13 protein-coding genes are annotated in these 14,614 nt (G+C 70.8%); 10 read left to right on the top strand and 3 right to left on the bottom strand.

Annotated elements, in window-relative coordinates; translation table 11 throughout:
- Positions 1-76: 76 nt before the first annotated feature.
- Complete coding sequence (locus DVK07_RS03510) at positions 77-799, bottom strand: DUF726 domain-containing protein (RefSeq protein ID WP_121595761.1); 723 nt, start codon at positions 797-799, stop codon at positions 77-79.
- A 264-nt stretch (positions 800-1,063) separates the two neighbouring features.
- Between DVK07_RS03510 and DVK07_RS03505 the strand changes: the two genes are divergently transcribed.
- Entirely contained in the window at positions 1,064-1,576 is a 513-nt protein-coding gene (locus tag DVK07_RS03505; RefSeq protein ID WP_121595760.1) for a hypothetical protein, read from the top strand.
- Positions 1,577-1,656: 80 nt separating this feature from the next.
- Complete coding sequence (locus DVK07_RS03500; RefSeq protein WP_121595759.1) at positions 1,657-1,869, top strand: hypothetical protein; 213 nt, start codon at positions 1,657-1,659, stop codon at positions 1,867-1,869.
- Positions 1,870-1,937: 68 nt separating this feature from the next.
- Here the strand turns inward: DVK07_RS03500 and DVK07_RS03495 are convergent, their stop codons facing one another.
- Positions 1,938-3,194 (bottom strand): cytochrome P450, encoded by a 1,257-nt coding sequence (locus tag DVK07_RS03495; protein WP_121595758.1) that lies wholly within the window; start codon positions 3,192-3,194, stop codon positions 1,938-1,940.
- Between the two features lie 141 nt (positions 3,195-3,335).
- Between DVK07_RS03495 and mch the strand changes: the two genes are divergently transcribed.
- The 4 genes from mch to DVK07_RS03475 all read left to right on the top strand — a co-directional run bounded on the left by mch (position 3,336) and on the right by DVK07_RS03475 (position 6,482).
- Positions 3,336-4,274 carry a methenyltetrahydromethanopterin cyclohydrolase gene (gene mch / locus DVK07_RS03490; protein ID WP_121595757.1) on the top strand — a complete coding sequence of 313 codons (939 nt, stop codon included), beginning with the start codon at positions 3,336-3,338 and terminating at the stop codon, positions 4,272-4,274.
- Positions 4,275-4,301: 27 nt separating this feature from the next.
- Positions 4,302-4,829, top strand: a complete 528-nt coding sequence (locus tag DVK07_RS03485) for a hypothetical protein (RefSeq protein ID WP_121595756.1) — start codon at positions 4,302-4,304, stop codon at positions 4,827-4,829.
- 77 nt (positions 4,830-4,906) lie between these two features.
- Positions 4,907-6,100: a potassium channel family protein gene (locus DVK07_RS03480; RefSeq protein ID WP_121595755.1), complete on the top strand. Its 1,194-nt coding sequence runs from the start codon at positions 4,907-4,909 to the stop codon at positions 6,098-6,100.
- On the top strand, positions 6,084-6,482 hold the full coding sequence (locus DVK07_RS03475) for a nuclear transport factor 2 family protein (RefSeq protein WP_121595754.1): 399 nt from the start codon (positions 6,084-6,086) through the stop codon (positions 6,480-6,482). Before DVK07_RS03480 ends, DVK07_RS03475 begins: the two co-directional genes overlap by 17 nt.
- A 13-nt stretch (positions 6,483-6,495) precedes the next feature.
- Here the strand turns inward: DVK07_RS03475 and DVK07_RS03470 are convergent, their stop codons facing one another.
- On the bottom strand, positions 6,496-7,707 hold the full coding sequence (locus tag DVK07_RS03470) for an iron-containing alcohol dehydrogenase family protein (protein ID WP_121595753.1): 1,212 nt from the start codon (positions 7,705-7,707) through the stop codon (positions 6,496-6,498).
- A 134-nt stretch (positions 7,708-7,841) separates the two neighbouring features.
- Here DVK07_RS03470 and gyrB point away from each other — a divergent pair, with 134 nt between their 5' ends.
- The 4 genes from gyrB (at position 7,842) to DVK07_RS03450 (ending at position 14,603) form a co-directional block, all read left to right on the top strand.
- Positions 7,842-9,758 carry a DNA topoisomerase (ATP-hydrolyzing) subunit B gene (gene gyrB / locus DVK07_RS03465; RefSeq protein WP_121595752.1) on the top strand — a complete coding sequence of 639 codons (1,917 nt, stop codon included), beginning with the start codon at positions 7,842-7,844 and terminating at the stop codon, positions 9,756-9,758.
- Positions 9,755-12,244, top strand: a complete 2,490-nt coding sequence (gene gyrA, locus DVK07_RS03460) for a DNA gyrase subunit A (protein ID WP_121595751.1) — start codon at positions 9,755-9,757, stop codon at positions 12,242-12,244. The genes gyrB and gyrA overlap by 4 nt, the downstream gene beginning before the upstream one ends.
- Before the next feature lie 92 nt (positions 12,245-12,336).
- Positions 12,337-12,516 (top strand): hypothetical protein, encoded by a 180-nt coding sequence (locus DVK07_RS03455; protein WP_121595750.1) that lies wholly within the window; start codon positions 12,337-12,339, stop codon positions 12,514-12,516.
- A gap of 56 nt (positions 12,517-12,572) precedes the next feature.
- On the top strand, positions 12,573-14,603 hold the full coding sequence (locus DVK07_RS03450) for an AMP-binding protein (protein ID WP_121595749.1): 2,031 nt from the start codon (positions 12,573-12,575) through the stop codon (positions 14,601-14,603).
- The last annotated feature ends 11 nt before the right edge of the window (positions 14,604-14,614 follow it).

Here is a 14,614-nt window from a genome sequence, read left to right as displayed (position 1 = left end):
CGGTAAAAGGGGTTCCGGGGGCGAGCCGGCGGTGGGGCGCTCCGAGGCGCCAGGGTGCGGTCGCCGCGCCGGCGAACTACTCGAACCCGAGTCGGTCGACCGCGCGGGGTAGGCATCCCTCTTCGGGCTCGACGTACGAGTAGTGGTCCGCGACGAGGTCGGTGACGTCGACGTCCGCGTAGTTCTCGGGGGCGGTCGCGGAGTCCGGGAGCCCGCCGTGCCCGACCGCGCGCGTTCGGTCCGACGCGCGGTACACCCAGCCGAGGACGCGGTCGTTCCGGCTGTGGAAGTTGTAGACCGGCGCGTCGAGCGCCGCGATCGCGGGGCCGTATCGGCCGTCGACGGCGGCGCTGTCGTGCGGGACCGCCCCGCCGAACAGCGAGACCGAGGCGAGGGCGTCCGTTCGCTCCCGGGCCGCGAGTTCGCGGAGCGTCTCCCCCGTCACGCGGGCGCCGAGCGAGTGGGCGAACAGGTGGACCGGCCGGCCGTCGCCGTCCGCCCAGGCGGTCAGCCAGTCGGCGAGCGGGACGGCGTTGGCGTCGGCGGTCTCCTTCGCCGGTCCCCAGTCGACGTTCGACGCCCACGAGTAGCCGATCACGGGGCGGTCGCTGGCCTCTCCGCCGGTTTCCATCGCCGCCGCCAGCCCAAGCCGAGCGGTGTACGCGAGGTCGCGGGCCGACTCGGCGTCCGCGCCGAGACCGTGAACGAACAGGATCACGGAGTCGGCCCCGTCGAACGCCCACGACCCCGACCGCTCCGCCGGTTCGTCGGCGTCGAGGCGGCCGCGCGTCGACACCATCGGCTGCGTCTCGGGCGCCTCGTACCCGCCGGCGTCGCCGTCGAGCGCGTTCGCGACGTAGAGGCCGCCGCCTCCGAGGAGACCGATTCCGCCCGCGACGCCGTACAGGAGTCGCCGTCGCGTGACGAGTCCGGAGGGATCGTCCGATGCGTCGGAATCGTCGGCAGTGGAGGTGTCCGGTGAGATGTCGAACCGTGGTCCCGAGCGATCAAATAGCTGACGCGTCGGCGACGGCTGTTTATAAACGGATCCCCTACGAGCGGTATGAGCTACCCGGTCACGTACTATTGTCCGCACTGCGGGACGCTCGTCGCGCTCGAACGTGAGGGATACCTCGCGGACAAGTCGGTGACGCCGTACCCGCTGGAGGGGTGGACCTACGTCGCGCCGACCGAGCCGTTCGACGCGGAGGGGGGAGGTGGGGGTGCGGACAGCGGCGAGGACGGCGACGCGGTCGACGCGGACGGCGTCCGGTTCGTCTGCGGCGAGAGCGACGGCGTCGACTGGGACCCCCACGACGGGGTTCGGGGGTCCGACGTCGGCGGCGACGAACCGTATCGGGAACCCGACGCCGGCGGCGTCGGCTGCGGCGAGCCCTTCTACCTCTCGTTCGTCCGCTACGAGGAGGGCCGCGAGGTCGACCCGCGAGCGGAGTCGGAGCCCGTCGAGATCAATCCCGACCCGCGACCGAGCGGTCCCCGTGGTCCGAGCGGACCGGGTGGTGGCGGCTCGGGCCGGAGCGGCGGGCCGGACGACTCCGACGGCGGCTTCTGGTGAGCGGTCGGAGCGACCCTCGTTCGGACGGCAGCATCCGGCACGCCGGAAGATATTTCAGTCGAACGTCGGGATCGCCGCGTATGCCCGGCAGCCGATCGAACTCCCCGCTCGGGAGGGCCGTCGGCGCGGCCGTCGCCCTCCTCGCGGTCGCCCTCCTCGCGTTGAACCGCTGGACCGATCTCCCCGTTCCGTACGGCTACGGCTCCGGCAGCACCGCGCTGTTCCTCGTCGGCGCGGCCGCCGCCCTGCTCGCGGTCGGCGCCGTCGGGTACCGGTACGCCACCCGGGAGTAGCCGGGCGTCGGCGCGGCGACCGCCGGTCCCGGCCTCGCCGACGTCCGCGGCGAACGCGGCGTGCGGCGTCAGTCGCGAGTCGGGTCCGACCCCCGCTCGTCGTAGCGGATCGGGAGCGATTCGACGCCGTAGATGAACGAGCTCCGGGTCGGCTGGAGGCGGTCCTCGGCGAGCTCCACGCGCTCCACGCGGTCGAGCAGCTCGGAGAGGCCGACCTCGGCTTCGAGCCGTGCCAGCGGCGCGCCCAGACAGTAGTGGGTGCCGTACCCGAACCCGAGGTGCTGGTTCGGCGAGCGGTCGGGCCGGAACTCCCCCGCCGACTCGAACTGCCGCTCGTCTCGGTTCGCGGAGCCCAGCCACGCGATCACGCGGTCGCCCGCCTCGACGGTCTCCCCGCCCAGCGTCACGTCCTCGGTGGCGACCCGCCCCATCGCCTGTACCGGCGAGCGGTACCGCAGCACCTCCTCGACCGCGCTCGCGAGCGCGCGCTCGTCTCCCCGGAGCTCGTCGAACAGGTCGGCGTCCGCCTCGACGAAACACCGGACCGCGTTCGCGATGAGGTTCGTCGTCGTGATGTTCCCCGCGACGAGCAGCAGCATACACGTCCCGAGCGCCTCCTCGCGGGAGAGGCGCCCGCCCGCCTCGGACTCGGCGGTGACAATGACCGAGAGCAGGTCGTCGCGGGGCTCCTCCCGGCGGGCCTCGATCATCTCCAGGAAGTACTGCGCCATCTCGACCTGCGTCTCCCGCTGGCGGTCCGCGTACGCGTCCGCGCTCTCCTCGGCGCCCGCGGCCTCGACGAGCGCGTCCGACCACGTCTTGAACCGGTCCCGGTCCGTCGGCGGGACGCCGAGCAGCTCGGCGATGACCGTCACCGGGAACGGCGACGCCAGGTCCGCGACGACGTCCATGCGCCCGTCCGCGCCGACGGCGTCCTCGAGGAGTCCGCCCGCTATCTCCCGGAAACGGGGCTCGCGGTCGGCGAGCCGCCGGGGCCGGAACCAGTCGTCCACGACGCCGCGGAGTTCGCCGTGTCGGGGCGGGTCCTCGAACAGCATCGTGTCGAGCATCAGCCCCTCGCCCGGCTCCTCGGGCTCGACGAAGTCGTTCGCCTCTCGGGGGTCGACCGAGAACGTCTCGTCGTCGTCCAACACGCGCTTCACGTCGGCGTACCGGAAGACGTCCCACGAGTGCCGCTCCTCGTCGTACCGGACCGGCGCGCTCTCGCGCATCCGGCGGTACCAGTCGAACGGGTCGAGCCACGACTCGCGGTCACGGAGCTCTTGGGGTACCGCCTGAATCCCCCGAGGACCTGCCGAACTCATATTAGTTGTGTTAGCCCCCAATACGGTAAAATTCACGGGATGGGCGACCTTCGATGACGCTGGCCTTTTTCCGAGACCGAGCGCGAGCCCGGGCGCGTCGAACAGCCAAACCCCTTAAACGGGGAGCGAGTACCCTGGCCCATGGAAAGCATCAACCGGACCGCGATCGAGCTGGTCGACGAGGCGCTCGACTTCGCCGGCGAGCTGGACGTCGTCGGCTACGAGCTGGACAACGGCGCCACCGTCGTCGACTTCGGAATCGACGCGGCCGGCGGCGTCGAGGCGGGACTGCTGCTTGCGGAGATCCAGACCGCCGGGCTGGCGAACCTCCAGACCCGGATGGGCGAGCTCGCGGGCGCGCCGCGCCAGTACGTCGAGCTGTCGACCGACCACCCCGCCGTGGCGCTGCTCTGCTCGCAGAAGGCCGGCTGGGAAGTGACGACCGAGGGCGGCTTCGAGGGGCTCGGCTCCGGCCCGGCCCGCGCGCTGGTCGGCCGCGAGACGGAGTTCGAGCGCGTCGGCTACTACGACTCCTCCGAGTTCGCCACGCTGGCGATCGAGTCGACGACGCTCCCCGACGAGGAGGTGGCCGAGCAGGTCGCCGACATGGCCGAGGTCGACACCGACGGCGTGTTCCTCCCGACGTTCGCCACCGGCTCGACCGCCGGCTCCGTCACCACCGCGGCCCGCGCCGCCGAGCTCGCCGTCTTCCGCCTGCTGGAGGTCGGCTACGAGCCCACCGACGTGCTCCACGCCTCCGGCTCGGCGCCGCTCGCGCCCGCGACCCGCGACGAGACCGAGGCGATGGGCCGGACGAACGACGCCCTCGCGTACGGCGGCGAGGTCCACCTCCAGGTCGCCCGGGACGACGACCGCTTCGACGAGATCGTCTCGACCGCCAGCGAGGAGTACGGCAGGCCCTTCGTCGAGGTGTTCGAGGACGCCGACTGGGACTTCTACGACGTGCCGGAGAGCGTGTTCGCCCCGGCTCAGGTCACCGTCGACGTCGTCGACGGCCCCGTCTACACCGTCGGCGAGACCGACGAGGAGCTGCTCGCGGAGTCGTTCGGCTACCGCTGAGCGCCGCGTAACCCCTCTCACGCTCCCGTGCGACTCAAACCCGTCCCCGAACCCCCGGCCGACCTCGACGCGCTTCGCGAGTACCAGCGCGCGGTGCCGCTCGTCCCCGGCGACACCGACGACTGCTGCGCCCGGCTCGTGCGTCGGTGCGACCTCCCCGACCGCCAGACCGCGAACGACTGGCTCGCGTTCCTCCGCGCGCTCGGCCTCGCCGAGGAGACCTCACGGGGGTTCGTGCGCGCGGACGCCGAACCGACCCCCGAGCGCGTCCGCGAGGGGCTTCGCGAGGGGGTCCTCCTCGTCCCGGAGGCGCTCGCGGCGCTCCGGGAGGCCTCGCCCGACGACCCCCTGACCGCCGCCGACCTCTTCGCGGCCACCCGCGACCGGGTCCCGCGCCACGACCGCGCTCGCGACCCCGACTGGGAGGCGACGTGGCGCGACCGCGCGGCCCGGCTGCTGGGGTGGCTCGCGCTCGTCGACCTCGCGGCGCCGGTCGCCGGTGAACCGAAATCCCCCGAGGAAGGACCGGGATACGCCGCCGGCGACGCGCTCTGAACCGGCCGTCGGGTCCGGACCCACCCGCTCACCGCTCCCGCAACAAGCCTTTTACTCGGTGCCGGAGAGGGAGTCGCATGGGACGCTTCGACGGGCGCACGGTCCGCTACGAGCCGACGAGCGTCAAGGACCTGCTCGTCGAGATGAAAGACACCGCGGAGCTGCTTATCGACCTGTCGTACTCCGCGGTCCTCCACGGGAGTCCGACGGTCGCCCACGAGGTCGTCGAGCTGGAACACCGGATGGACGTGCTCCAGCTTCGCGCCCGGATGAGCCTGATGCTCGCGGCGCGGAACCCGAACGAGGCGGAGACGCTCGCCCCCGTTCTCGGCGTCGTCGGCGCCGCGGAGAAGATCGCGGACGCGGCCGGCGACATCGCCCAGATCGTCACCGAGGAGATCGGGCTCCCCGACGCGATGCGCGGCGCGCTGTCGGCGGGCGTCGAGACGCTCGTTCGCGGGACCGTGGCCGCCGACTCCGCGTACGCCGGGCGGACGCTGAAGGCGATCGACCTCGAATCGGAGACGGGCGTCCGCGTCATCGCCGTCCGGCGCGACGAGGACTGGATCCTCAACCCCGGGCGCGACACCCGGCTGGAGGCGGGCGACGTGACGCTGTTGCGCGGCCCCGAGGCGGGCGTCGCCGACGTCTATCCCGAGCTGAGCGGCGAGGCGTTCGAGCCCGACCCGCCCGCGGAACCCGCGATCGACGACCTCGAACGCGCGGTCGACTCGATCGTGTTGATGAAGAACCTCTCGGAGCTCGCCGTCGACCTCGCCTACGGCTCGGTCCTCTTCGACAACGAGGAGCTGGCCGAGGAGGTGAGCAACCTCGAGATCGAGGTCGACGCGCTCCAGTCGCGCTTCGAGGCGTGGACGCTCCGGGCCGCGGCCGAGGCCGACGACCCCGTGTCGCTGCGCGGGCTCATCCACCTCGGCGTCGCGACCGAGGAGATATCCGACGCCGCGCTGGCGATCACCGAGGGGGTCCGCCGCGACCTCGACGTCCATCCCGTCGTGGAGATGGCGGTCCAGGAGTCCGACGAGATCATCACCCGGACCGAGGTCGCCGCCGGCAGCGACCTCGACGGGACCGCGGTCGTCGACGGCGTGCCCGCGACCGACATCTCGACGAGCGTCCTCGCGATCCGGCGCACGGGCGACGAGTGGCTGGTCGGCCCCGACATCGACACCACGCTCCGGGGCGGCGACGTGATCATCTCGAAGGGAACCCGCACCTCGGCCGAGGAGTTCGATGCCCTCGCGGCGTGAGGGAGGGGAGGGCGAGGCGGTGGCGCCAGCGGACGCGGACCCCGCCGCGCTCGCTCGGGCCTACTACGACGCGCTCGACGCCGGCGAGTACGACCGGCTGGCGTCGCTGCTCGCCCCCGACTTCGTCCAGCGGCGCCCCGACCGCACGTTCGAGGGCCGCGACCGCTTCGTCGCGTTCATGCGCGACGAGCGGCCGAACACCGACACGACGCACGTCGTCGAGAGGGTCTACCCGGCTGGACCCGGCGTGGCCGTCCGCGGCCGGCTGCTCGACGCGGACGGCGACGAGCTGTTCGCGTTCGTCGACGTGTTCTCGGTCGACCCGGAGGGCGGAAAGCTGACCGCGCTGGAGACGTACGCGGCGGAGTCGTCGACCGACTGACCCGCCGCCGCGCCTACCAGGCAGCCCGCAACACGCCGAGAATCCCCTCCGGAGTCGCGTCGAGGTCGGCCGGCGCGCGCTCCATCGGCGGGTCCTCGGCGACGAACTCGGCGATCGCCGGTAGGTCGTCCGCATCGGTCTCGGGGAGGTTCCGGAGCCGGCTCGGGGCGTCGAGCGCGTCGCGGACCTCGGCGATCGCCTCGACGACGTCTTCCGCGATCGCGTCGTCGTCGCGGCCGTCGGTCGGGACGCCCAGCCCGGCCGCCAGCGCCCGGCGGCTCGCGTCGACCTCGTCGAAGAGGTACGCCAGCGCGTGCGGCGCGACGACGGCGTGGATCGCGCCCTGCTGGACGTCGTAGCGCCGCGCGAACCCGTGACCGAACGCGTGGATCACGCTGATCTTGCGATCGAGCTGGACGAGGAGCGATCCCACCACCGCGCGGTCCGTCGCCTCCTCGCCGCCCGGTCGGTCGCCGGCCACGCGCGGGAGGGCGTCAGAGAGGAGGCGGAGCCCGTGGACCGCGGCCGCGTCGCTCACCGGGTCGGCGTCGCGGGCGTACGGCGTCTCGATCCCCTTGTCGAAGCCGTTCATCGCGGAGCCGGCCAGCACCGACTGCGGGGTCGTCTCGAACAGCGCCGGGTCGGCGACGTCCGCGATCGGCCACGCACCGCTCCCGCTGACGTTCACCGGTTGGCCGGTCGGCGACTCGTCGGCCGAGAATATCTCCAGCGAGCCGCCGGTCGAGACGTCCGCGCCGGCGAACGTCGTCGGCACGACGACGGACGGGAAGGCGGGGTCGCTCTCGGGCGCGAGGTCGCCAAGAGCGCCGGGCCCCGCCTCCGCGTCGGCACGGATCTCGCCGAGGTCGCGGCCGTCGGCCGCGAGCAGCGTCGCCTGCCTCGCGACGTCGAGGCTCGCGCCGCCGCCGACCGCGACGAGGGCGTCCGCGCCGACCTCGGCCCGCGCGTCGAGCAGGTCGAAGGCGGTCTCGACCCGCTTGTCGGGGGTGGTCCCGTCGAAGACGCCGGCGAGCCGGTTGCCGAGCCCCTCCCGGACCGGGCCCATCAGCGCGTCGTTCGCGCCCGTGTTCGAGCCGCAGACGACGAGCGCGTCGTCGAGGCCGCGCTCGCCGAGCCAGCCGCCGAGGTCGGCGATCCGCCCTCGTCCGTATCGGATCTCGCAGCCGCGGTGGACGTGTTCGAAGGAGTCCGCGATCGGTAGCATCGGGGAGGGGTACGCGGGGTCGCGGCTTGTAGCTGTGGGAGCTGTAGGCACGCGACTGACGGCGTCTCGTCTCTCACGCCCGCGCGCGTGCGCCGGCTTTATAACCCGACGGCGATTAGCGACGGTAAGTTCCTATGTCAGAGCAGAGCGAATACGGAGCCGGCCAGATTCAGGTCCTCGAGGGCCTGCAGGCCGTCCGTAAGCGACCGGCGATGTACATCGGGTCCACGGACGGTCGAGGGCTCCACCATCTCGTCTACGAGGTCGTCGACAACTCCATCGACGAGGCGCTCGCGGGATACTGCGAGGAGATCGAGGTGCGGATCCACGACGACGGCTCCGTCTCCGTCAGCGACGACGGGCGGGGAATTCCGGTCGACACGCACGAGGAGTACGACCGACCCGCGCTGGAGGTCATCCTGACCGTCCTCCACGCCGGCGGGAAGTTCGACTCCAAGTCGTACCAGGTCTCCGGCGGGCTCCACGGCGTCGGCGTCAGCGTCGTGAACGCCCTCTCCGAGCGTTTGGAGGTCGAGGTGAAGCGCGACGGCGGCGTCTTCCGCCACCGGTTCGCCGGGGGCGAGCCCGCGGAAGACGGCTTCGAGCGCGTCCGCGACATGGAATCGGGCGAGTCGACGGGCACTGAGATCCGCTTCTGGCCCGACGAGGAGATCTTCGAGACGACGGAGTTCAAGACGTCGACGCTCGCGAACCGGCTGCGCGAGCTCGCGTTCCTCAACTCCGGCGTCGAGATCCGGCTCGTCGACGACCGCGACGACACCGAGGAGACGTTCAAGTACGACGGCGGCATCCGCGAGTTCGTCGCGTACCTCAACGAGACGCGCTCGCCGATCCACGAGGAGGTCATCTACTTCGAGGACGAGACCGACGGCGTCCACGTCGAGGTCGCGATGCAGGCGACCGAGGAGCTTCAGGGCTCCGTCCACGCGTTCGCGAACAACATCAACACCCGCGAGGGCGGCACCCACCTCACCGGCTTCAAGACCGCGCTCACGCGCACCGTCAACGACTACGCCAACGAGCACGGGCTCGTCGACGACCTCGACGCGAACCTCAAGGGCGAGGACGTGCGCGAGGGGCTCACGGCGGTCGTCTCGGTGAAACACCCCGACCCGCAGTTCGAGGGGCAGACGAAGACGAAGCTCGGCAACAGCGAGGTCCGCGGCGTCGTCGAGTCCGCGACCCACCAGAAGCTCGGCACCTTCTTCGAGGAGAATCCGGACACCGCGGAGAAGGTCGTCCACAAGGCCGCGGAGGCCGCGCGCGCCCGGAAGGCCGCGAAGAAGGCCGAGGAGCTCACCCGCCGGAAGTCGGCGCTCGAATCCACCGCGCTCCCCGGTAAGCTGGCGGACTGCCAGACCCGGGACCCGACCGAGGCGGAGCTGTTCGTCGTCGAGGGCGACTCCGCGGGCGGCTCCGCGAAGCAGGGCCGGAACCGCGAGAACCAGGCGATCCTCCCGCTGAAGGGGAAGATCCTCAACGTCGAGAAGCACCGCCTCGACCGCATCCTCGAGAACGACGAGATCCGCGCGCTGATCACCGCCATCGGCGCCGGCATCGGCGAGGAGTTCGACATCGACGACGTCCGGTACAACAAGATCATCCTCATGACGGACGCCGACGTCGACGGCGCCCACATCCGGACGCTGCTCCTGACGCTCCTCTACCGCCACATGAAGCCCCTCTTGGAGGCGGGCTACGTGTACGCGGCCCAGCCGCCGCTGTACCGGGTCCGCTACCGCGGGAACACGTACGACGCGATGACCGAAGAAGAACGCGACCGGATCGTCGAGGAGGAGTGCGACGGCAACCCCACGCAGGTCCAGCGGTTCAAGGGGCTCGGCGAGATGAACCCGGACCAGCTGTGGGACACCACGATGGACCCGGAGAACCGCCGGCTCAAGCGGATCACCATCGACGACGCGGCCGCCGCGGACCGCATGTTCAACGTGCTGATGGGTGACGCGGTCGAGCCGCGCAAGCAGTTCATCAAGGAGCACGCGACCGAGGCGGAGTGGGTGGACATATGAGCTCGGAGAGTCCCGACCCGGACCCCGCGGACGTCCGCGCCGCGCAGGTGACGAACGCGCGCATCGAAGACGAGATGGAGCAGTCGTACATCGACTACGCGATGTCGGTCATCGCGGGGCGGGCGCTCCCCGACGTGCGCGACGGGCTCAAGCCCGTCCACCGGCGCATCCTCTTCGCGATGAACGAGGCGGGCGTGACGAGCAACTCCGCGCACCGCAAGTCCTCCTCCGTCGTCGGCGAGACGATGGGGGACTACCACCCGCACGGCGACAGCGCCATCTACGACACGCTCGCGCGGATGGCCCAGGACTTCTCGATGCGCTACCCGCTCGTCGACGGCCAGGGGAACTTCGGCTCCGTCGACGGCGACCCGCCGGCCGCGATGCGGTACACGGAGGCCCGGATGTCCCCCATCGCCGAGGAGCTCATGGCGGACATCGAGCGCGACACCGTCGACTTCCAAGCGAACTACGACGACCGCCTGGAGGAGCCGGAGGTGTTGCCCGCGGCGTTCCCGAACCTGCTCGTCAACGGCTCCTCGGGCATCGCCGTCGGGATGTCGACGAACATCCCGCCGCACAACCTCGGCGAGGTGATCGACGCCACCGTCGAGCTGATCGAGACCCCCGACGCGAGCGTCGAGGACCTGATGGAACACGTCAAGGGGCCGGACTTCCCGACCGGCGCGAACATCGTCGGACGGAACGCGGTCCACAAGGCGTACAAGACGGGGCGCGGGCGGATCCGGGTCCGCGCGGAGTTCGAGGTCGACGAAGAGGAGGGCCGGATCGTCATCAGCGAGCTCCCCTTCCAGCAGAACAAGTCGCGGCTCGTCGAGCGGATCGCCGAGGACGTCAACGAGGGCGCGATCGAGGGGATCCGCGACCTCCGCGACGAGTCCGACCGGGACGGGATCCGGATCGTCGTCGAGCTCAAGCGCGACGCGATGGCCGAGGTCGTCAAGAACCAGCTGTTGGAGAGCCACCTCGAGCGCACGTTCGGCGTCATCAACCTCGCCTTGGTCGACGGCTCGCCGCAGGTCCTCGACCTCAAGCAGACGCTCGAACACTACGTCGACCACCGCCGCGAGGTCGTGCGCCGCCGCTCCGAGCACGAGCTCGCGGAGCGCGAGGACCGCGCGCACATCCTCGAAGGGCGGCTGAAGGCGCTCGACAACGTGGACGACGTCGTCGAGACGATCCAGGACTCCGACGACCGCGACGCCGCGAAGGCCGCGCTGGAGTCGACGTTCGACTTCACCGAGGCGCAGGCGGCCCACATCGTCCGGATGCAGCTCGGCTCGCTCACCTCGATGGAGACGGCGGAAATCGAAGACGAGTACGAGGAAGTGAAAGCGCGGATCGAGCGGCTGGAGACGATCCTCTCGGACCCCGACGAGCTCGACCAGGTGATCGTCGACGAGCTCCGGGAGATCAAAGCCGAGTACGACGACGAGCGCCGCACGAGCTTCATCGAGGACGCGGGCGACGTGACCCACGAGGACCTCATCCCCGAAGAGGAGTGCGTCGTCGTGATGAGCGAGGACGACTACATCAAGCGGATGCCGCTCGACGAGTTCCGCGCGCAGAACCGCGGCGGCAAGGGGATCATCGGCACCGGACTCAAGGAGGGGGACCGCGTCTCCTCCGTGTTCGCGGCCAACTCCCACGACTACCTCCTCGCGTTCACGAACCGCGGGCAGATCTACGAGCTGAAGACCTACGAGATCCCGGAGATGTCCCGCACGGCCCGCGGGAAGTCCGCGGTCAACCTCCTCGACCTCGACGACGGCGAGGAGATCGAGTCGGTCGTCAACACCGAGGACTTGGACGACGACGAGTTCCTCACGATGGTCACCCGCGACGGGTACATCAAGCGGACCGCCGTCGGCGAGTTCAACAACATCCGGTCGACGGGGATCCGCGCGATCCGGCTGGAGGACGGCGACGAGCTCGTCGACGTCGAGGTGACCGACGGCGAGCGCGACATCGTCATCGGCAGCCGGAACGGGATGGCGATCCGCTTCGACGAGTCGGACGCCCGCGCGATGGGGCGCACGGCCCGCGGCGTGATCGGCATCGACCTCCGCGAGGGCGACGCCGTCGCCGGCGTCGCGGCCATCGACGAGGAGTACCACAACTGGGTGCTCACCGTCACCGAGAACGGGTACGGGAAGCGCTCCGACCTCGACGAGTACCGCCCGCAGTCGCGCAACGGGAAGGGGCTCGTCGATATCAAGACCGGCGACCGCAACGGCGAGGTCGTCGCCATCGAGGCGGTCACCCACGGCGACCACCTGATCGCCATGAGCGCGGCCGGCCAGATCATGCGGACCCGCGTCGAGGAGATCTCGACGGTGAGCCGCAACACGAAGGGGGTCATCGTGATGAACCTCGACCCCGACGACGAGGTCGCCTCCGTCGACATCGTCCCCGAGTCGGTTCACGCGGCCGCGGACGAGGACGAGTCGGCCGACGACGAGTAGCCGCCTCCCGCGCAGCCGACCCGTTTTCGCGTTCCCCGACGACCGCGAGCCGCGTGTTCGGGCTTGAAGTCCCGTCGCGACGAGCGACTGCCATGGACCGACGCAGACTCCTCGTCGCGGGGGCGACCGGTCGGCACGAGGCCGCGGTGACGGGCGCCGACTGGGAGGGACGACTCGCGTGGGACGCCGGGACCTGCGCGCTGTACGACGGGACTGTCGCGGTCGACGGCGAGACCGTCGCGGTCGCCGGCGAGTGCGTCGATCCGCGGTAGGTCGCGGAAACATTCAGGAAAATTACTTACGGTCACCGCGAAAACCTCCGGACGAGATGGACGAGTACGAGGGGATAGACGAGGTCGTACACGAGCCGAGCGAGGCGTTCGCCGAGTCGACGAACGTCGCCGCGTTCATGCGCGAGTACGGGATCGACGACTACGAGGCGCTCATCGAGCGGACCACCTCCGAGGTCGAGGGCGAGCCCGCGTCCGGCGTCGACTGGTTCTGGGACGAGATCGTCGACTACCTCGACATCGACTTTTATACGGAGTACGACGCCGTTCGCGACGACTCGAACGGTCCACAGTTCTCCGACTGGTACCCCGGGGGCGAGGTCAACGTCGCGCACAACGTCGTCGACCGCCACGCCGCGGTCGACTCGGCGAACCGAAACCGCGTCGCGCTGCTCTGGGAGGGAGAGCCGGGCGACATCCGGGAGATAACCTTCCACGAGCTCCGCCGGCAGAGCGACAGGGTCGCGAACTACCTGACGGAGGCCGGGATCGAGACCGGCGACACCGTCGGGCTCTACATGCCGATGGTGCCCGAGGTCGTCTCCATCCTCTACGGCTGCCTGAAGGTCGGCGCGATCGCCGTGCCGATCTTCTCCGGCTTCGGCCGCGAGGCGACCGCGACGCGGATCGACGACGCGGAGCCCGAGGTGCTTTTCACCGGCGACGGGTTCTACCGCCGGGGCGACGAGGTACGGCTGAAGGCGACCGCGGACGAGGCGGTCGCCGACGCCGGCCACGTCGAAGAGGTCGTCGTGTACGACCGGCTGGGGGCGACGCCCGCCGGCGACGAGGCAGGAACCGACACCGACGCCGACCCCGTCCCGTGGAACGACGACCGCGACAAGACGTGGGACGAGGCGGTCGGCTCGCAGCCGTCCGCGTACGAGACGAAGCGCCTCCCGAGCGACCAGGAGTCCATGCTGCTGTACTCCTCAGGAACCACCGGCGAGCCCAAGGGGATCGTCCACACCCACGCCGGCGTCCTCACGCAGTGCGCGAAGGAGATCCACTTCGGCTTCGACCGGAAGCCCGCGGACCGGTTCTTCTGGGTCTCCGACATCGGCTGGATGATGGGCCCGTGGACGCTGATCGGCAACCACGCGTTCGGCGGCACGGTGGTGATGTACGAGGGCGCCCCCGATCACCCCGAGCCGGACCGCTTCTGGGAGATGATCGACCGCCACGGGATCACGCAGTTCGGCATCTCCCCCACGGCGATCCGGGCGCTCCGCAAGCACGGCGACGAGTGGGTGGAGGGGCACGACCTCTCTTCGCTCCGAATCCTCGGATCGACCGGCGAGCCGTGGGACCCCGAGTCGTGGCGCTGGTTCTACGACGCGGTCGGCGGCGGGGAGTGCCCGATCGTCAACATCTCCGGGGGCACGGAGATCTGCGGCTGCTTCCTGATGCCGATGCCGAACCAGCCGCTGAAGCCCTGTACGCTCGGCGGGCCGGGCCTCGGGATGGACATCGACATCGTCGACGAGACCGGCGAGTCGGTGAAGGAGTCCGCCGAACGCGGCTACCTCGTCGCGCGCGACTCCTGTCCGTCGATGACGAAGTCGCTGTGGTCGGGCGACGAGCGCTACCTCGAGGAGTACTGGTCGACGTGGCCCGACCTGTGGGACCACGGCGACTTCGCGCAGAAGGACGAGGACGGCTTCTGGTTCCTCCACGGCCGCGCCGACGACGCCCTGAACGTCGCGGGGCGGAAGGTCGGCCCGGCCGAGATCGAGGGCGTGCTCATCGACCACGACGCCGTCAACCAGGCGGCGGCGGTGGGCGTCCCGGACGACACCACGGGCACCGCCGTCGTCGCGTACGTCGTCCTCGAACCCGACGCCGACCCGAGCGACGACCTCCGCGAGGAGCTGCGGGCGCTGGTCGGCGACGAACACGGCAAGCCGTTCCGGCCGCGAGAGCTGCTGTTCGTCGACGCGTTCCCCAAGACGCAGTCGGGGAAGATCATCCGGCGCGCGATCGAGTCGGTGTACGTCGGCGAGGACCCCGGCGACCTCTCCTCGATGGAGAACCCCGAGGCGCTCGACTCGCTCCGCGATCCGGCCTGAGCGGTGCGGCC

This window comes from Halorubrum sp. Atlit-26R, from assembly GCF_003666015.1.
Taxonomy (GTDB): Archaea; Halobacteriota; Halobacteria; order Halobacteriales; family Haloferacaceae; genus Halorubrum.
The sequence above is the reverse complement of the archived record's forward strand: the minus strand, read 5'-3'. Positions and strand labels throughout refer to the sequence as shown.